Annotated in this window: 14 protein-coding genes and 1 pseudogene; 7 read left to right on the top strand and 8 right to left on the bottom strand. The window is 36.3% G+C overall.

Annotated elements, in window-relative coordinates:
* Nucleotides 1-23 precede the first annotated feature (23 nt).
* Entirely contained in the window at nt 24-4,370 is a 4,347-nt protein-coding gene (locus tag ACTG3Y_RS06880; RefSeq protein ID WP_439152187.1) for a GEVED domain-containing protein, read from the top strand.
* Here ACTG3Y_RS06880 and ACTG3Y_RS06875 read toward each other — a convergent pair.
* The gene (locus ACTG3Y_RS06875; protein ID WP_439152186.1) at nt 4,360-4,740 is read right to left on the bottom strand and encodes a hypothetical protein; all 381 of its coding nucleotides are present in this window, start codon (nt 4,738-4,740) and stop codon (nt 4,360-4,362) included. The genes ACTG3Y_RS06880 and ACTG3Y_RS06875 overlap by 11 nt on opposite strands.
* Between ACTG3Y_RS06875 and ACTG3Y_RS06870 the strand changes: the two genes are divergently transcribed.
* From ACTG3Y_RS06870 to ACTG3Y_RS06850, 5 genes are all read left to right on the top strand, one after another.
* Complete coding sequence (locus tag ACTG3Y_RS06870) at nt 4,739-4,900, top strand: DUF5522 domain-containing protein (protein WP_179374975.1); 162 nt, start codon at nt 4,739-4,741, stop codon at nt 4,898-4,900. The two genes, ACTG3Y_RS06875 and ACTG3Y_RS06870, sit on opposite strands and share 2 nt — an antisense overlap.
* Nucleotides 4,900-6,909, top strand: a complete 2,010-nt coding sequence (locus ACTG3Y_RS06865) for a urocanate hydratase (protein ID WP_439152185.1) — start codon at nt 4,900-4,902, stop codon at nt 6,907-6,909. The genes ACTG3Y_RS06870 and ACTG3Y_RS06865 overlap by 1 nt, the downstream gene beginning before the upstream one ends.
* Before the next feature lie 11 nt (nt 6,910-6,920).
* Complete coding sequence (locus ACTG3Y_RS06860) at nt 6,921-7,481, top strand: DUF4136 domain-containing protein (protein ID WP_439152184.1); 561 nt, start codon at nt 6,921-6,923, stop codon at nt 7,479-7,481.
* A gap of 116 nt (nt 7,482-7,597) precedes the next feature.
* Nucleotides 7,598-9,277, top strand: coding sequence for a SulP family inorganic anion transporter (locus ACTG3Y_RS06855; RefSeq protein WP_439152183.1), 1,680 nt, complete (start codon nt 7,598-7,600; stop codon nt 9,275-9,277).
* Between the two features lie 148 nt (nt 9,278-9,425).
* Nucleotides 9,426-9,617, top strand: a complete 192-nt coding sequence (locus tag ACTG3Y_RS06850; RefSeq protein WP_439152182.1) for a cold-shock protein — start codon at nt 9,426-9,428, stop codon at nt 9,615-9,617.
* A 60-nt stretch (nt 9,618-9,677) separates the two neighbouring features.
* Here the strand turns inward: ACTG3Y_RS06850 and ACTG3Y_RS06845 are convergent, their stop codons facing one another.
* Genes ACTG3Y_RS06845 through ACTG3Y_RS06835 form a run of 3 tightly spaced genes read right to left on the bottom strand, consistent with a single transcriptional unit; the run spans nt 9,678 to nt 14,182 of the window.
* Nucleotides 9,678-11,753, bottom strand: coding sequence for an alpha-ketoacid dehydrogenase subunit alpha/beta (locus ACTG3Y_RS06845; RefSeq protein ID WP_439152181.1), 2,076 nt, complete (start codon nt 11,751-11,753; stop codon nt 9,678-9,680).
* Nucleotides 11,754-12,821, bottom strand: coding sequence for a branched-chain amino acid aminotransferase (locus ACTG3Y_RS06840; protein WP_439152180.1), 1,068 nt, complete (start codon nt 12,819-12,821; stop codon nt 11,754-11,756).
* A gap of 47 nt (nt 12,822-12,868) precedes the next feature.
* Nucleotides 12,869-14,182, bottom strand: a complete 1,314-nt coding sequence (locus tag ACTG3Y_RS06835; RefSeq protein WP_439152209.1) for a dihydrolipoamide acetyltransferase family protein — start codon at nt 14,180-14,182, stop codon at nt 12,869-12,871.
* Nucleotides 14,183-14,340: 158 nt separating this feature from the next.
* Between ACTG3Y_RS06835 and ACTG3Y_RS06830 the strand changes: the two genes are divergently transcribed.
* A complete protein-coding gene (locus ACTG3Y_RS06830; protein ID WP_439152179.1) occupies nt 14,341-14,814 on the top strand; it encodes an Lrp/AsnC family transcriptional regulator in 474 nt (157 codons plus the stop codon).
* Between the two features lie 36 nt (nt 14,815-14,850).
* Here the strand turns inward: ACTG3Y_RS06830 and ACTG3Y_RS06825 are convergent, their stop codons facing one another.
* The 4 genes and pseudogenes from ACTG3Y_RS06825 to ACTG3Y_RS06810 form a co-directional block, all read right to left on the bottom strand.
* The gene (locus ACTG3Y_RS06825; protein ID WP_439152178.1) at nt 14,851-15,447 is read right to left on the bottom strand and encodes a transferase hexapeptide repeat family protein; all 597 of its coding nucleotides are present in this window, start codon (nt 15,445-15,447) and stop codon (nt 14,851-14,853) included.
* Nucleotides 15,448-15,556: 109 nt separating this feature from the next.
* Entirely contained in the window at nt 15,557-16,309 is a 753-nt protein-coding gene (locus ACTG3Y_RS06820) for an enoyl-CoA hydratase/isomerase family protein (RefSeq protein ID WP_439152177.1), read from the bottom strand.
* On the bottom strand, nt 16,306-17,817 hold the full coding sequence (locus tag ACTG3Y_RS06815) for a serine hydrolase (RefSeq protein ID WP_439152176.1): 1,512 nt from the start codon (nt 17,815-17,817) through the stop codon (nt 16,306-16,308). The genes ACTG3Y_RS06820 and ACTG3Y_RS06815 overlap by 4 nt, the downstream gene beginning before the upstream one ends.
* An 18-nt stretch (nt 17,818-17,835) precedes the next feature.
* Nucleotides 17,836-18,408, bottom strand: a pseudogene (locus tag ACTG3Y_RS06810) (phenylacetic acid degradation bifunctional protein PaaZ); the annotation flags it as partial.

The raw sequence follows: 18,408 nt of genomic DNA, 5'->3' as shown, positions 1-18,408 counted from the left end.
CTCAGCTTAAAAGTAAAACTAATATGCATAAAAAAATACTTTTATTTGCTGTTTTTACAGTTTTTATACATACCCAAGTCGAAGCGCAATATTGTACACCTTCTTCTACGGATCCAGCCTTTTTTATTGACGGTTTCTCAACGACAGGCGCACCTGTAGATATTAGTAATTTAAATTCTGGATTTTCAACCGGAGGATATGGGGACTTTACGGGAATGGCTGTAACTCAAGTAGCGGGAGGTACGATTAATTTCTCGATAGTTAGTCCTACTAATATGGAATCAATTATTTGGGTAGATTGGAACAATGATTTTGATTTTGACGATGCGGGCGAAGAAGTCTTTAATGGAAATGCAACAACAAACGCTAATGGAAGTTTTAATATTCCAGGGGGAACGGCTAACGGCAACTACAGAATGCGTGTAAGAGGTGATAGAACCGAAAATAATGTTTCCAATTGTGGATTTGATGATCGATCAGAAGCAGAAGATTACACATTGATTGTAGGGACACCGCCAAATTGTATAGCTCCTGTTAATCAGCCTACTGCTTTAACTTTTGGAACCATTACTGGTAGTAGTATCTCTGCGAGTTTTACTGCTGCTACTGCCGATAGCTATTTGGTTTTAATGAATACTACGGGCACTGCCCCAGCGGCGCCAGTAAATGTCACAAATTATGCCATTGGTAGCGTAGTACTTGGTGGCAATACCGTAATAGACAACGATAGTAATCTATCTTTTACAGCAAGTGGTTTAAATGCAAGTTCTCAATACTACTTCTTCATCTACGCTTTTAATAATTCAAACTGTGTAAACGGCCCTGTTTATAACGCTACAGCTCCGCTAACTGGAAATGACACAACAACGGGAACCACATATTGTACACCAACCGCAGGCGCCACTAGTGCAAATTTTATAGATTTATTTGAATCAACTGGTGGAGTTACAAACTTCTCTAATGCAACTGATTACACTCCAGGTGGATATACAGATTATACAGCAACACAAACCGTTTCGCAAACTGCAGGACAAAACATAGATTTTGTTGGAAATTTTAATACAGGTGATGGTATGGGAGCTGGTGTATGGATCGATCTTAATAATGATGGAGATTTTTTAGATGCCGATGAAGAAATTTTTAATTCTGCAGGCTATATTGGTGGTTTTGCAATTATATATTCAATACCGCCTGGTTTAGCAGTGGGCACATATAGAATTAGAGTCTTAGCAGATCTTCGGGAAACAACCCCTGCTTCATGTGTTTTTGACCCTACTGGTCCTATTGGAGAAGCTGAAGATTATACGCTAGAAGTTTTACCTTTACCTTGTGGTGATGACCCTTCAAACGTGGCAGTTTCTGCTGTTTTAGGAACAAGCGCTACCATAAGTTGGGAAGCGGCCGCACCTGCCCCAGGAACTGGGTACGAATATTTAGTAACGACTAATACAAACCCACCAAATTTTAACTTACCTGGAACTGGCACTACAAATAATTCAACCACATTCGTAAATGTAACGGGTCTCAATCAAGGTACTACTTATTATGTTTGGGTAAGATCTGTTTGTGGTGGTGGTGATGGCTCAGGACAATGGATTGGTCCAGAAACTTTTTCTACGCCAGCTATTCCTCCAACAACAGCGGGAGTAACTATTTGCACAGGAGAAGCTTCACAGGACTTAACAGCTTCTGGTTCTTGCAGTGTAACCATAAATTTAGGCTCATCACTTACTGGAGCAATAGATGCAGCAACTAGTCCTGTTGCATTAAATCCTGATTTACCAATTCTTGGTGGAGGTTCTGAACCTAACTGTGGTTTTACAACAGGAACATCAACTTATGATACAATTGACTTCTCAGTTGACGTTACTGGAGTGTATATTTTCACTCTTGCAACTCCTGTTCCTTATTTTGATGCCATGGGTTATTTAGTATTAGGCGATGGATTATTTGTTCCTGGGTCATGTGCTACTGGGACATGGATATTAGGTGATGATGATTCAGGACCAGCGCTTCAGCCTCAGTTAAATGTCACATTAACAGCAGGAGTAACTTATACTTTAATCACATCTAAATATGGGTCTGGAGTTACTCACACTGGAACATACACCTGGAACATGACCGGTCCTGGTTCTCTATTTGGAGGTTCAAATGGAGTTATGGAATGGTATACAACACCTATTGGAGGAACTCCTATTGCAACAGGGGATAATTTTGATCCTGTTGGTCTTCCTGGCTCAGGTTTAACAAACACAAATACAGCAGGCACTTATAGTTTTTGGGCAGCTTGTTCTGGTAGTCCTGGCACAAGAACACAGGCGGATTTTGTAATTAATGAAATACCAACAGCATTTATTGATGGTAGAGGTTCGATTTGTGATGAAAGTGTAAATCTTACTATTGACCTAACAGGAACAGCCCCCTGGACATTCACTTATACGAATGGTACTACTCCTGTGACAGTAACCAATTACGCTGGTTCTAGTCCTTACACGTTCAGTGTAGTTCCAAATGCCTCTGATACATATACCGTTACTGCGTTGAGTAACGCAACCTGTATCGCACAACCAGGAGATTTATCTGGTAGTGTATCGTTTGCGGGTGATAAAACCTGGGACGGCTCAACTAATACGGATTGGGCAACGGCAAGCAACTGGACACCTGAGGGTGTTCCAACAAATGCCGATGCGATAACTATACCTTCAACAGCTAATAACCCAATTATTAATGGTACTACAGATGGGAAAGGTTGTAGTTTAATTATACAAAATGGCGCTACTCTAATCCAACAAGCAAATTCTACATTAACAATCACTAAAGATATTGTAGTAGATGCTGGTGGAGTCTATGCCATTGAAGATACAGGCAGTTTAATTCAAGTAAATGATGTCGCAAATACTGTTAATGGTACGTTTACAATGGATAGAACAGCAAATATGAGACTTAATGATTATGTCTACTGGTCTTCTCCTGTGGATATTTTTAATGTTGAAAATATTTCACCAGGAACACCAAATGGCTTTAAATATGAATGGGTTCCAACATTATTTCAAGGAATAGGCCCACCTGGCAATATGACTTTTGGTGAATGGCAAGGCTATAATACTGGAGCTATGGATATTGGAAAAGGTTACATTATAAGAGGTCCTAATGGATATCCTGCTGCACCGTCACCATTCACTGCAACCTTCAACGGCACACCAAATAATGGTGTGATTACACAAGCCATTGTACATGGCGACTATACAGGAATAAATTATACTTTTCAACCAATACCTGGTGGTGATAATTTATTAGTTACAGCAGACGATGATAATTGGAATTTAGTTGGAAACCCTTATCCTTCAGCTATAGACGCCATAGATTTTTTAAATTTACCTGCTAATTCTTTTATAGATGGTTTTGTTTATTTATGGACGCACGGAACCGATATAGGTGCAGGCAATCCTGATCCTTTTTATGACGATTTTGTTCTTAACTACAATGTTGCAGACTATATTGCGTATAATTCTGCTGGTGTATCAACTCCAGTTGGTTTTAATGGTAATATTGCTGCCGGACAAGGCTTTTTTGTTCTAATGAATGACACAGGTACGACAACTGAATCTGTAACGTTTGATAATAGTATGCGTAGCAGTGCACATGCCAATGACCAATTTTACAGAAATTCGGACAGTAATGATGAAAGTACTGAAAACAAACATAGTATTTGGCTAGATTATTTAAGTCCATCAGGAGAAACTAATACAACTCTAATTGCCTACGTTAATGGTGCCACTAACAGCGAAGATAGAATGTATGATGCAAAAACAACACAAGGTAATGGCTTAAATCTTTATTCCTTAATTAATGATGACACCTATTTAATTCAAGGTCGTCAACTTCCATTTTTGGATACAGACGAAGTACCATTAGGTTTGAATATTACCGAAGCAGGAATTCAAACAATTGGTATAAATACACTCCAAGGATTATTTAATGATAATGAACAAGATATTTATATTGATGATCTCGTGAGTGGAGTAACTCATAATTTAAGAAACTCACCTTACACATTTACAAGTGAAACAGGAATTATAAATGATAGATTTATTTTAAGGTTCACTAATAACAGACTAAATATCGCAACTTTTGATACCTCTTCTGGAATTAAAGTATTTGAAGATGAAGAAACTGTAATTGTAAAATCATATTACCAGAATATCGAATCTATTGAGGTTTATGACATATTGGGCAGAACATTATTCTCCAACCAATTAGTAAATGATGATTACTTTTCTATTAACACATTAGAACCTAGTGATTCAGCATTATTCGTAAGGATAAAATTGATTGATGGTAAAGAGAAAATAGAGAAAATTATTTTCTAACAAAATTAATAAAATTGAACAAAGGCCTTGATTGTAAATAATTAAGGTCTTTTTCATTTCTAAAAGCTTCACGCTCAAATGAGATATTTCTATAAGCTAAGTTCCAGTTTCTGTATTTTATCAAACGAATAAAAAACTCTAAAGTATAAACCATAAAAAAAGGAATAATTAGTAACTCAAGCTGCTGTTTCAAATGAATTTTTTCATGATTAATCAAAACAGTATGTCCTTTTAATTCTTTAAATTTTAAAAACATAAAAGGAAAAATAGTTATTCCTAAATAACCTCTTGGTACAATATATTTTGAAATTAGTATCACGCTATATCCCATTCGAAAATCAATCCAATTTACATTATCTTTGTAAACCATGAAGAAATATGTCCAAATTGAAGACGGAGATTACTACCTAACGCCAGAAGGTTATCGCTGTTTTACCGAACAATACCACTTAAAACGTGGTTATTGTTGCGAAAGCGGATGCAGACATTGCCCTTATGGTTTTAACAAGAATACTTTAAAAAAAAAGTAATGCAAACAACAACATTATCATTCAAAGATCAAGTTTTAGAAGGTATTCCAGAAGTTTTACCTCAACCCAGAACCTATGATTCTTCAATAAATCATGCACCAAAGCGAAAAGCTATTCTTAATACTGAAGAAGAAAAATTAGCCCTTCGTAATGCTCTACGGTATTTCGACAAGAAACATCACAAAACGTTATTGCCAGAGTTTAAAAATGAATTAGCCACTTATGGTCGTATTTACATGTATCGCCTTAGACCAGATTATAAAATGTACGCTAGACCAATTGAAGAATATCCTGCCAAGTCAAAACAAGCAGCAGCAATTATGCTTATGATTCAGAACAATCTAGACAATGCCGTTGCCCAGCATCCGCACGAATTAATAACTTATGGCGGAAATGGTGGTGTATTCTCAAATTGGGCACAGTATAGATTAACCATGAAGTATTTGGCTGAAATGAATAACAACCAAACACTTGTTATGTATTCAGGACATCCTATGGGTTTATTCCCGTCTCATAAAGAAGCTCCAAGAGTTGTGGTAACAAACGGAATAATGATTCCTAACTATTCTAAGCCAGATGATTGGGAAAAATTCAACGCATTAGGTGTAACACAATATGGCCAAATGACAGCAGGAAGCTACATGTACATTGGTCCACAAGGTATTGTTCACGGTACCACAATTACTGTTTTAAATGGCTTTCGTAAAATTAACAAAGAACCTAAAGGCAACTTATTTGTGACTTCTGGTTTAGGTGGTATGTCTGGGGCACAACCGAAGGCTGGAAATATTGCAGGCTGTATTACGGTATGTGCAGAGGTTAATCCAAAAATAACTCAGGTACGACTTGATCAAGGTTGGATTGATGAAAAAATAACAGATTTAAATCAACTTGTTGCGCGAGTTAATAAAGCGAAAGCTGAAAAAGAAACAATCTCAATAGCTTATCTAGGCAACATAGTTGATGTTTGGGAAAAATTCGATGATGCCAATATTTATATCGACTTAGGAAGTGATCAAACGTCGCTTCACAACCCATGGGCGGGAGGCTATTATCCAGTCGGTTTATCTTTTGAAGAATCCAATGAAATGATGGCTAATAATCCTAAAAAATTCAAGGTAAAAGTTCAGGAAAGTCTTAAAAAGCATGCTGATGCTATCAACAAACATACAGCAAAAGGCACTTACTTCTTTGATTACGGAAACGCTTTCTTATTAGAAGCTTCTAGAGCTGGTGCAGATGTAATGTCTGAAAACCCAACAATAGGTCGTGAATTTAAATATCCAAGTTATGTTCAAGACATTATGGGACCGATGTGTTTTGATTATGGTTTTGGTCCTTTCCGATGGGTTTGTGCTTCAGGAAAACCAGAAGATTTAGCTAAAACAGACGAAATTGCCTGTGAAGTTCTGGAAGAGATTATGCAAAACTCACCTCAGGAAATTCAGCAGCAGATGGCTGATAATATTCAATGGATAAAAGGCGCTCAAGAAAACAAATTAGTTGTAGGTTCACAAGCCAGAATATTATACGCAGACGCAGAAGGAAGAATGAAAATTGCAGAAGCCTTTAACCAAGCAATTGCCAATGGTGAAATTGATGAAGTGATTCTTGGAAGAGATCATCATGATGTATCTGGTACAGATTCACCGTATAGAGAAACGAGCAATATTTATGATGGCTCTCGTTTTACAGCAGATATGGCCATTCATAACGTTATTGGTGATAGTTTTAGAGGAGCTACTTGGGTAAGTATACATAACGGTGGTGGTGTAGGTTGGGGCGAAGTTATAAATGGCGGATTCGGCATGGTTCTTGATGGTAGTAAAGAAGCATCAACACGACTAAAACAAATGCTCTTTTGGGATGTTAATAATGGGATCTCAAGACGAAGTTGGGCGAGAAATGAAGGCGCAATTTTTGCTATTAAACGCGCCATGGAAACTGAACCTAACTTAAAGGTGACCTTACCAAATGAAGTAGATAATAATTTATTAGAAACAAATTAAAAAAAAGGAATATGAAGAAGTTACTTAAACTTACACCGATTTTAGTATTTGCCATTCTTCTATCGTCTTGTAGCTCTGTTAGAGTTGCAGCAGATTATGATAGAGAAGCAAATTTTGACAATTACAAAACCTTTGCTTTTTTTAAGCCAGGCATTGATAAAGCCGAGATTAGCGATCTTGACAAACGCCGAATCTTAAGAGCAATTGAAGCCGAGCTATTGGCAAAAGGTATGACAAAATCCGAAAATCCAGATATGCTTATAAGTATTTTTACTAAATCAACCCAACGAGTAGATATTTACAACAATGCTTGGGGAGCTGGTGCTTGGGGCTGGGGAGGCTTCGGTGGCTGGGGCTGGGGCTGGGGACCTGGCTGGAGAGGAGGCAACCAAGTTTCAACTAAAACAGAAGGTATACTCTTTATAGACTTTGTAGATACAGCTCAGAAAGAACTCATATGGCAAGGTTCAGGAACAGGTTATTTAGTTACGAGAAATGTAGAAAAAAAAGAAGCTAGAATTAAAGAATTTGTCGCTAAGACTTTAGAGCAATTCCCACCAGAAAGAGGATAAACAGAATTCTTATATAATAAAAAGCACCAGATATCTGGTGCTTTTTTTGTTTATGTTATTTGATTAGGCTATAAATCTAAATACTATATCTTTGCCGACTTTTAAGGACAAGTATTATGATATTAGGCCAAACTACTAGAAAAAACTTTACACAAAACCCAAAGAATGACATTCTCTCTGGTTTAACTGTTGCTTTAGCTTTAGTTCCTGAAGCTGTAGCATTTGCATTTGTTGCAGGTGTTGACCCTTTAGTTGGACTCTATGGTGCTTTTATGATGGGTATTGTAACTGCTTTATTCGGTGGACGACCAGGTATGATTTCTGGTGCTACAGGTGCTATGGCAGTTGTTATGGTTCACCTTATTCAAAAAGGAAATGAAGTGGGATTAACGCTAGACACACCAGTTGAAAACTTAGGGTTACAATGGCTATTTATAACACTACTTTTTGTTGGAGGCATTCAAATATTAGCAGGTGTATTTAAGCTAGGTAAGTTTGTAAGACTGATACCTCACCCTGTAATGATGGGCTTTGTTAATGGATTAGCTATTGTTATTTTCCTTTCGCAATTAGGCTTATTTCCCAATGCAGTTCCTAAAGATATTTCATTTTTAGACAGTACTTCAGAATGGATTTCCGCTTTATTTTCAAACGCAGCTTTCTGGAAAATGATGGGCTTTATCGGCTTAACTATGGCAATTATGTATGGTTTACCAAAGCTTACTAAAAAAATTCCTGCCGCATTAATCGCTATTATAGTTGTTGCCTGTATTACCATTTTTGGAGGTATAGAAGTAAGTACTGTCGGCTCATTTATAGCAGATGGAACGGGTGGAAAAGGATTAGAGGGTAGTCTGCCAGAATTTCAAGAGCAAATATTCGGATTATTCGGAACCTTATCTGGGCATTGGGATTTAATTCTTTCAACTGCATTCATATTAGCTGCTGTTGGTTTAATTGAATCTTTAATGACTCTAAACCTTATTGATGAAATGACTGAAACCAGAGGAAATGGTAACAGAGAGTGTATTGCCCAAGGTGGTGCAAATATGTTAAATGGCTTCTTTGGAGGTATGGGAGGTTGTGCTATGATTGGTCAATCTATAATCAATGTAGATTCTGGAGGACGTGGTCGTTTATCAGGAGCTATTGCTGCTATTGCCCTACTCTGCTTTGTACTATTTGGTGCGCCATTAATTGAGCAAATACCAATTGCTGCACTTGTAGGTGTAATGTTTATGGTTGTTATAGGAACATTCGCTTGGAGTAGTTTTAGAATACTTAGAAAAATCCCAATTTCTGATGCTATAGTATTAATTGCTGTATCCGCTATTACTGTTTGGAAAGATTTAGCTATAGCTGTAATTGCTGGTGTAATAATTTCCGCATTAGTTTTTGCCTGGAAAAATGCAACCATGATTAGAGCACGAAAACGAATTCAACCTGATGGTACAAAAACCTATGAAATTTGGGGACCTTTATTTTTTGGGTCAATTCAGAACTTCAATTCAAAGTTTGATGTAAAAAACGATCCTGATAATATTGAAATAGATTTTGTAGAATCGAGAGTAAGCGATCATTCTGCATTAGAAGCGATTTTTAATTTAGTCGAAAAGTATGAAGCTGAAGGAAAATCTATTAAACTTAAACATTTAAGTGAAGATTGTAAAATATTGTTACGCAAAGGAAGTCCTAAATTTGAAGAAGTTATAGTAGAGGCTGTAGATGACCCACGATATCATTTAGCTGCCGATCCTGAAAGGTTCACAAAACCACTATCTGAATATAAAATGTAAAACTATTTAACTATTTCTTTACTAGCTTACTACTTAAGGACTAGGTGATTAAATGCTGTTTTTTGTTTCTTAGGAAAATATACGGGTGAAAATAATTGAATATCACTTAATTAGACTACTTTCGCAACTTAATTTAATATATTTTAATATGAGTACTGGTACAGTAAAATTTTTTAATGACTCTAAAGGTTTTGGATTCATAACAGAAGAAGGAAACAACAAAGAGCATTTTGTACACATTTCTGGTTTAGTTGATGAAGTAAGAGAAGGTGACAATGTAGAATTCGATTTAACAGAAGGAAAAAAAGGATTAAACGCAGTTAATGTAAAAGTTATATAAGTATATACCTTACAATCTTTTTAAGAATGAAGCCTATCCGATGGATAGGCTTTTTTGTATCTAGTAATTCATTAATTGTTCAATCTTAGCTTTTACCTTTTCCGTTGAAGGAATCATAGTTTGCTCTAATGTAGAGTTTAAAGGAATCGCTGGCATATTTTCGCTTCCAATGGTCATTACTGGTGCGTCCAAATATTTAAAGCATTCTTCCTGAATTTTTCCAGCCAAGGCTCTTGCAAAACTATTATTAGAAGGCTCTTCGGTAACTACTAAACATTTCCCTGTTTTCTTAACCGATTTCATAATAGTGTCTTCATCTAAAGGAAACAAAGTTCTCAAATCAATGATTTCAATTTGACCACGCATATCTAATTCACCCGAAGCATTGTAAGCCCAATGTACACCCATTCCATAAGTGACAACAGTTATTGTTTCAACGCTTTCCTGTTTCCAGATTTCTTGAAGCACCCAAGCCTTACCAAATGGTAAAACGTAATCTTCTGCGGGCTCAATTGACGTCGCTGTTTTAGTTCCCGGTACTTTAGACCAGTATAAACCTTTATGCTCTAATATCACTACAGGGTTTGGATCGTGGTAAGCGGCTTTCATTAGTCCTTTTAAATCTGCACCATTACTTGGATATGCTATTTTAATACCTCTAATATTTGTGACTACGCTTTCAACAGAAGACGAATGATAAGGTCCACCACTACCATAAGCACCTATTGGTACTCTAAGAATCATACTGACTGGCCATTTGCCATTAGACAAATAGCAACTGCGGCTGACTTCAGTAAACAACTGATTTAATCCTGGCCATATATAATCCGCAAATTGTACTTCAACAATCGGTTTTAAACCAACTGCAGACATACCAACCGTACTACCTACAATAAACGCTTCTTGTATGGGTGTATTAAATACACGATCATCACCAAATTTTTGTGCTAAAGTTGCCGCTTCTCTAAATACACCACCTAAACGTCCACCAACATCTTGACCATACAACAAACACTCTTTATGCTCTCGCATTAATTCTTCTACAGCAAATAAAGCACAATCTACCATCACTACTTTATCCGCACCTTCTGGTGATCTCGTCCCTACTTCTTCAGTTATTGGAGTTGGCACAAAATCGTGAGTAAATAAATCTTCAGGTTTTGGATCTTCAGCTTTTAATGCCTTTTCAAAATCTGATTTAACTTTCTTTATTGCAGAAGTTTCTAGTGAATTAATCTCCTTTTTAGTAAATCCAGCATCTGCCAATTGTTGCTTAATTACTGGATAAGGATCTCTAGATTTTGCTTCATCCAAATCATCACGATACCATTCCATTCGTACGCCGGAGGTATGATGATTCAATAATGGGACTTTTGCATGTATTAAAAACGGTCGACGCTCTTCACGTATGGTATTAATCACTTTTTCAATCGCTTCGTAACTTTCTGTAAAATTAGCACCATCTATTGTTATGGCTTCCAAACCATGAAAACCAGCAGCATATTCAGCCGCATTTTGGGCTCTAGTCTCTGCTTCATTAGCTGAAATATCCCAGCCGTTGTCTTGCACCAAATATACAATTGGCATTTGCTTTAAAGCTGCCATTTGGAAAGCTTCAGCGATTTCTCCTTCTGTCACAGAGGCATCACCAAGACTACAAACTGTAATTGGCTTGAGTTGAGATTCTTCGCTGTCGCTTTGAATGACATTTGAATTTTTGAGCCCTTGTTGTTCCAAATATTGCATTCCCATTGCAACTCCTGTTGCTGGAATCGCTTGCATTCCTGTAGCCGAAGATTGATGAGGGATTTTTGGTTTATCGTCATCTTTCAAGCTTGGATGCGAGTAATATGATCTTCCTGCTGAAAATGGATCATCTTTTTTTGCCAGCAATTGTAACATTAAATCATAAGGTTCTAATCCAAATGATAACAGCATAGCATCGTCTCTGTAATAAGGAAATGCATAATCCTGAGGTAATAACTGCAATCCTAATGCAATTTGAATAGCTTCGTGCCCTCGAGAAGTCGCATGGACGTATTTTGAAACCTGTTTAAAGTTTTCTTCGTACAATTCAGTCATTGCTTTAGCTGTACAAAGTTTTGAGAACCCTTTCTTTAAAATGTTTTTCTTCATCTATGCCAATTCCTTTTTCACTTTTGTCATCCAACCAAACTTATCCTCCAATTGTCCTGTTTTAATGGCATTTAAAGTGTCATTTACTTTTAAACCAACGGGACTTTCATCTGACACATGAATGGTTTCTCCTTCGAGTCCAATTTCTTGAATATAAGCAATTCCTACTGCTGTTCCTGTTCCGAATGCTTCTTCTAAAGTTCCATTTTCTGAAGCTTCCTTTATTTCTTCTAAAGTGATTTTTCGTTCGGTAACCTCGTAATTCATAGAACGTAGCATTTCTATGACGCTGGCTCTGGTAATTCCATGCAACACAGAACCATCTAACTCTGGTGTAATGAATTCGCCATCAATCTTGAAGAAGATATTCATGGTGCCAACTTCCTGAATATATTTATGCTCGGCAGCATCTAACCATAATACTTGGTCATATCCTTTCGCTTTTGCTAACTCTGTAGGACGAATTGCCGCTGCATAATTACCAGCAGCTTTGGCCTCTCCAGTACCACCTTCCGCAGCTCTAATAAATTGTTTTTCTGCCCAGAGCTTAATACGCTTACTAAAAAATGGACCAGCGGGAGATGCCATAATAATAAACTTGTAATGTGTTGCCGCTCGCATTCCAATAAATGGCTCATCCGCATAAATGAACGGTCTTAAGTATAATGCGCTTCCCTGTTGTGGTGGAATCCAATTGTGTTCTAACCCAACTAATTCCTTTAATCCTTCCACAAATAAGTCTTCAGGGAATAGTGGCATTCCCATTCTATCGGCACTTTTATTCATCCTTGCAGCATTCTGATCTGGTCTGAACAGCATTGGCGTACCTTCCGTATCTTTATAGGCTTTCATACCTTCAAAGATGGCCTGACCATAATGTAATGCCATTGCAGCAGGATGTGTTGGAATTAATCCCATAGGCACTATTCTTGGGTTTACCCATTTTCCATTTTCATAATCACAGATAAACATGTGGTCAGTAAATGACGTCCCAAGTGGGATATTGTTGAAATCTAACTTATCAAGATTAGACTTCTCTACTTTTGAAATTGAAATATTATAGCTCATATTATTAGGTTTATGAGATCCTGAAACTAGTTCAAGATGACAAGTCTTTATATTTTTCTATTGATATCAAACTGTTCAAAATAGTCTGCTACACGACGTACAAAACTTCCTCCTAAAAAGCCATCAACAACACGATGATCAAATGACAAGGATAAGTACATCATACTTCTTATAGCAATTTCATCTCCATCTTCAGTTACGATTACTTCAGGTCGTTTTTTGATGATACCCAAAGCAAGAATGGCAACTTCTGGTTGGTTTATTATTGGTGTACCCATGACACTTCCAAAAGTTCCAACGTTAGAGATGGTAAACGAACTGCCCTTAATATCGTCTGCTTGTAAATTATTTTCTCGTGCCTTATTGGCCAAAGCATTGACATCTTTAGCTAATTCAGTTAAGCTCTTTGTATCAGCATTTTTAACAACAGGAACAATTAAATTACCACTAGGTAATGCAGTTGCCATGCCTACATTGATATCTTCTTTAACAATGATATTCTTTCCGTCTACTGATGCATTAATGTTTGGAAAATCTTTGATGGCCTTTGCGACAGCTTCCAAAAACAAAGGTGTAAAGGTTAGTCTTTCGTCATACTTATCCTGAAATGCTTTTTTGTTAGCATTTCTCCAATTTACCATATTGGTTAAGTCCGCTTCAACATATGCCGTGACATGAGGTGAGGTATGTTTTGAATAGACCATATGATCTGCAATCATCTGGCGCATTCTATCCATTTCAATAATTTTTCCTTTGCCTTTATCAAACGACAATTGAGGAATTCTGTATGCTGTTGGGTCTTGGCTTATTGGTTGTGCAAACTTATACGGCCTGCCATCTTCTATATATTGAAATACATCACTTTTACGCAACCTTCCTTCTTCACCTGTTGCAGGAATTCTAGCCAGCTCTTCAAAACTAATATGATGCTCTTTGGCGATTGAAATAATTAGTGGTGAAAAGAAGGTATTTGAATTCGATATATTAAACTTTTCTGCAGATTGAGTTGGTGCTACTTTCGGTCTATTTAATGACCTCATCGGCTTCTCTTTTTTGGGCTGCTCTTTCTTAGGCTTACTGTCTCTTTTAGGCTCAGATTTTGAGGCTTCGCCATTGCTCTCAATAATTGCAATCGTATCACCTATTTTTATGACCTCATTGGCTTCAAACAGAATTTTTTCAATAACACCAGAGACATTAGATGGTACTTCAGAATCCACCTTATCTGTGGCGACTTCTAACAGCATTTCATCTTCTTCAATTGAATCACCAACATTTTTAAACCATGTGATTATGGCTGCTTCAGTAATACTTTCACCCAATCTGGGCATTTTAAATTCAATTTTCGCCAATTTGAATATATTTTTTTAAGTAATAAAGATACTTAATATCTCTTTTTTCTTGTGTTAAATACTTTTAAATTGAATTACTACAGAATATTATTCTTTAAATATTGGTTATATAATTATTTTATTCTTTTTATGTTTACTTTTAACTCAATTCACAAAATAAAATTCTTATGGCATATAATTTGGATAAAATTGACACTCAAATACTCAGTATTCTTCAACAAAATAGTAATAGAACTACCAAAAGCATTGCAGATGAGTTAGGTATGACAACGTCACCTGTTTTTGAACGCATTAAAAAGCTCGAGAGAGAAGGTTACATTAAAAAATATGTGGCTATTTTAGACAATAAAAAGATAGGTTTAAAACTTACAGTTTTTATTGGAATTACGCTCCAAGGGCATACAAGAAGTTTCCTAGAAAAATTTGTGACAGAGATTAATAATTTTCCTGAAATCGTAGAGTGTCATCGCGTGAGTGGAAATTTTGACTACTTACTAAAGTTGGTTGTTGAAGATATAGAAGCTTATGAACATTTTATAATATCTAAACTAACCCTCCTTCCCTATTTAGGTAATGTACAAAGTCTCATTACGCTTTCAACTGGCAAAGAAACAAATGAACTTAATTTGAGTAATATTTAGTTGTTGGCTGTTGGCTGTTGGTTGTTGGCTAGAATTTCACTTTTTGAAGGTTTCTCGTAGTGTCTTATACACATCATCCTGTATTTTCATTTCTTCAGGTACTTCGCGAAGTGGCTCAACTTCTCTTAAAGACTCATGACAATCTGTAGGTAATTGTTGGTATAATTGCGTCCCTTTAGTTTTCCATGCAATCATTTCATCACTAACCTGTTTTACTACTTTAGCTGGATTACCAACTACTAAACTTCGTTTTGGAATTTTAGTTTCTGCTTTAACAAAAGCCATAGCACCGACAATAGATTCATCACCAATTTCGGCATCATCCATAATGACGGTGTTCATACCTATCAAGCAATTTCTACCCAGATTAGCACCGTGAATAACAGCTCCATGCCCAACATGCGCTCTTTCTTTAAGCGTTATAGATTTACCAGGAAACATGTGTACGGTGCAATTCTCTTGTACGTTTACACCATCCTCCAAAATGATTTCTCCCCAATCGCCACGAATTGCAGCGCCCGGACCAATGTAGCAGTTTTTTCCGATGATGACATTTCCAGTAACCGCTGCTAAAGGGTGGACAAAACTAGATTCGTGAACCACTGGTATGTAACCTTTAAATGAATAAATCATGAATATTAATTAATGTCATTCCGAACAAAGTGAAGGAATCTCAACATGAGATTGCCATACTTCGACTGCGCTCAGCATAGGCTTAAACTTCGTCCTCGCAATGACGTTTCTATTTATAAGTTTTCAACTTCTCTTTTGTAAACTCAGACAGCACCAATCGACCACTAGTCTCTGCACGCTCTGCTAAAAGGTCATCCCAATTATCGGTACCTTTCCAAAATACTTTTTTCATTTCTAACATGGCTTCAATATTGTAGGTACATAAATGTTCTGCAGTTGCTTTAACAGCTTTATCTAGTTCTTCCGTACTTTCAAAAACGTGCGTAAATAAGCCTTTTTGTTTTGCCCACTCTGCAGGGTAAAATGAATTGGCATCGATCGCAATTTGCGACATGGCGCTTAATCCCATCTTTCGCTCTATCGCTGGTCCAACCACAAATGGCCCGATACCTATATTTAATTCGCTTAGTTTGATTGCGGCAAACTTTGTTCCCATACAATAATCGGTTGAAGCAGCCAGTCCTACGCCACCACCAACGGTTTTACCTTGAATCCGTCCAATAATAAACTTCGGACATTTGCGCATGGCATTAATGACATTAGCAAAACCTGAAAAGAACACTTTACCAGTAGCAGCATCGTTGATATTGATGAGTTCGTTAAAACTTGCACCAGCACAAAATGTTCTATCGCCTCCACTTTTTAAAACAATAACTTTAATAGCATCGTTTTGTCCGGCTTCTTTGATTGTGTTAGCCAGTTTAGCCAATACATCGCCTGGCAGTGAATTATGGGCAGGATGAAAAAACTCGATATATCCTACTTCGTTTTCTATAGTTTGATTTACGTATGGTTGTGTCATGATTTTTCTATAATTATGTCTTCAATTTTTTTAATATAGTCTTTTGAAGTTTTCATATCTGGATTTAACTCTAGTGCTTTCTTGAAACTTATTAATGCATTTTGATAATCTCCTTTGACAAAATAGGCTTCACCTAAACTGTCATAAAAGTTGGCGTTTTTGGGAAATTCTTCAGTTAAAAACTTAAAGACTTCTATCGATTTTTGGTTTTCTTTTTCATTCAATAAGTCGTAACCAAAATTATTTAAATCTCTTAATTCAAAATGATAAGTTATTGTATCGCTTTTTAAGGTTCTAAAATTTTTATAGGCTTTAATTGGGTTTTCATAGAAATCAGTTTTAAACACAGAAGATAAGTCAAGTTTAGGATATTTTATTACCATAGGTTCAATATCTCTAAAAAATAATAATTCCCAATCTCGTATGGCTTCATCTGATGTGTTGTTTACCATTAAAATGATGCCATAATTTGAATCTGGACAAATTAATATGCCGCTTTGAATTCTGTTAGAAGTTCCTGTTTTTGAATAGTAATAGCCTTCCTCTTCTGCAATATCTATACTTTGCCATAGATAACCGATTTGTTCATCGTCTTCTGGGTCTGTAAAGAGCACACGCGACGCTTCTTTAACCCAAGTTTCGTTTTTATTATCAATGAGATACCGCATATATTTAGCCATATCTGGTAGCGTTGAAATCGCACCACCTGCCGCACCGTAGACTGGGTCATGGTCTGTAGGTTCTTCTATTTCACCTTTATAACCTTTTACCAATCGCTCTTTATGTTTTTGGGATTCATCAAGGTAGGTATCGTTCATTCCGAGTTCTTTGAAAAAAGTATTCATTTGCTCCTTGAATAATTTCTTGTTTACCTTTTCTAAAATATGAGCTAATAATTCAGGACCAAGAGAATTATAAGCATAGACCGTTCCTGGTTTTTTGTTGACCTCAACGTTTTTGAGTTCGTCCAATAAATCGTCTATAGTATAGGAATCCGTTTTATAATCGTAGGTGCCAGTAGTTACCTTATTTCTTATAGCTTCAAACCCTTTTGTGAGTTTATTTTTTAACCCCATGCTATGAGTCAAAAGATGTTTTATGGTAATTGGCTGTCCTTCGTATTCTAGATTTGAATAATCACCATCTAAATACTTTCGGATATCGTCATCTAAACTAATTTTGCCAGCCAAAACAGATTTCGCTACTAAAGACCCTGTAAATGTTTTAGTTATAGAGGCTATTTCGTAAAGCGAGCTATCATCAGGTTTGTTATTGGCGCCTTTATCTATCTCTCCATAATAATTTTGATACATTTCGCCATCTTTATAAATGGCTACTGCGAAAGAATTGGCATTGCCATTTTTTATAATATTCTCAGCGAAAGCGTCTACTAGATTTGTGAGATTATTGAACGTATTATCAACTGAAACTTCAGATATATTTTCTCTTTTTTTTGAATTACAGCTAAATATTAAAAGGCTTATTAAAACTAATCTGAATTGCTTCATATTGATTGATGATTACTTTTAAATTAACCCAAATTGTTCAAAATGGTGATTAAGATGTTTACGCTCTAACAAATACCACTCGTATTTATTTAATTCGCCAAAGACCATATTACTTAATATGGCATCTGGATGTTCTTTAAAGTATTCTAAATATTTCTCGCGTTGGGCTTTAAAGTTTTGAATTGCAGTCGCTAAATCTTCATATTTCAATTCATCAAGCGTATCCTTCTCTAGGTCTGGAAAATGACTATTCTTTGGAAATTTATCGTAATTCCAAAGGCTATTTTTTACTTTCTCTAAAATCTTTTCTGGTGTTGAAATTTCAAAATCTTGGATTTCGCCTGAAGCAATTTTATAGGTGTATTCTAAATGCTCAATCATGTGTTGTGGCGTCATGATTCCCCATTTTGGCTTTAGGTCTTCAGACAGTTTTGATAGACATTCTTCAATCTTACTGTCTGTCATTTCAACAAAGGTTTCTTGCTTTTTCTGAACCATTGTCAAAATAGTCGCTACAGCCACTAACGGATTATCTTTATCAGTTTTCTGACTTTCTGGTCTGTTTTCAAAGTTTGCATCAAACACTTCTAC

The organism is Winogradskyella sp. (assembly GCF_965656915.1).
In the GTDB taxonomy this organism is placed as follows: Bacteria; Bacteroidota; Bacteroidia; order Flavobacteriales; family Flavobacteriaceae; genus Winogradskyella.
This window is presented reverse-complemented; position numbering and strand designations above follow the sequence as displayed.

Bases quoted from the DNA above. Each gene is read 5' to 3' on its own strand.
- ACTG3Y_RS06880 (WP_439152187.1), top strand. From the start codon at position 24: ATGCATAAAAAAATACTTTTATTTGCTGTTTTTACAGTTTTTATACAT.
- ACTG3Y_RS06870 (WP_179374975.1), top strand. From the start codon at position 4,739: ATGAAGAAATATGTCCAAATTGAAGACGGAGATTACTACCTAACGCCA.
- ACTG3Y_RS06875 (WP_439152186.1), bottom strand. From the start codon at position 4,740: ATGGTTTACAAAGATAATGTAAATTGGATTGATTTTCGAATGGGATAT.
- ACTG3Y_RS06865 (WP_439152185.1), top strand. From the start codon at position 4,900: ATGCAAACAACAACATTATCATTCAAAGATCAAGTTTTAGAAGGTATT.
- ACTG3Y_RS06860 (WP_439152184.1), top strand. From the start codon at position 6,921: ATGAAGAAGTTACTTAAACTTACACCGATTTTAGTATTTGCCATTCTT.
- ACTG3Y_RS06855 (WP_439152183.1), top strand. From the start codon at position 7,598: ATGATATTAGGCCAAACTACTAGAAAAAACTTTACACAAAACCCAAAG.
- ACTG3Y_RS06850 (WP_439152182.1), top strand. From the start codon at position 9,426: ATGAGTACTGGTACAGTAAAATTTTTTAATGACTCTAAAGGTTTTGGA.
- ACTG3Y_RS06845 (WP_439152181.1), bottom strand. From the start codon at position 11,753: ATGAAGAAAAACATTTTAAAGAAAGGGTTCTCAAAACTTTGTACAGCT.
- ACTG3Y_RS06840 (WP_439152180.1), bottom strand. From the start codon at position 12,821: ATGAGCTATAATATTTCAATTTCAAAAGTAGAGAAGTCTAATCTTGAT.
- ACTG3Y_RS06830 (WP_439152179.1), top strand. From the start codon at position 14,341: ATGGCATATAATTTGGATAAAATTGACACTCAAATACTCAGTATTCTT.
- ACTG3Y_RS06825 (WP_439152178.1), bottom strand. From the start codon at position 15,447: ATGATTTATTCATTTAAAGGTTACATACCAGTGGTTCACGAATCTAGT.
- ACTG3Y_RS06820 (WP_439152177.1), bottom strand. From the start codon at position 16,309: ATGACACAACCATACGTAAATCAAACTATAGAAAACGAAGTAGGATAT.
- ACTG3Y_RS06815 (WP_439152176.1), bottom strand. From the start codon at position 17,817: ATGAAGCAATTCAGATTAGTTTTAATAAGCCTTTTAATATTTAGCTGT.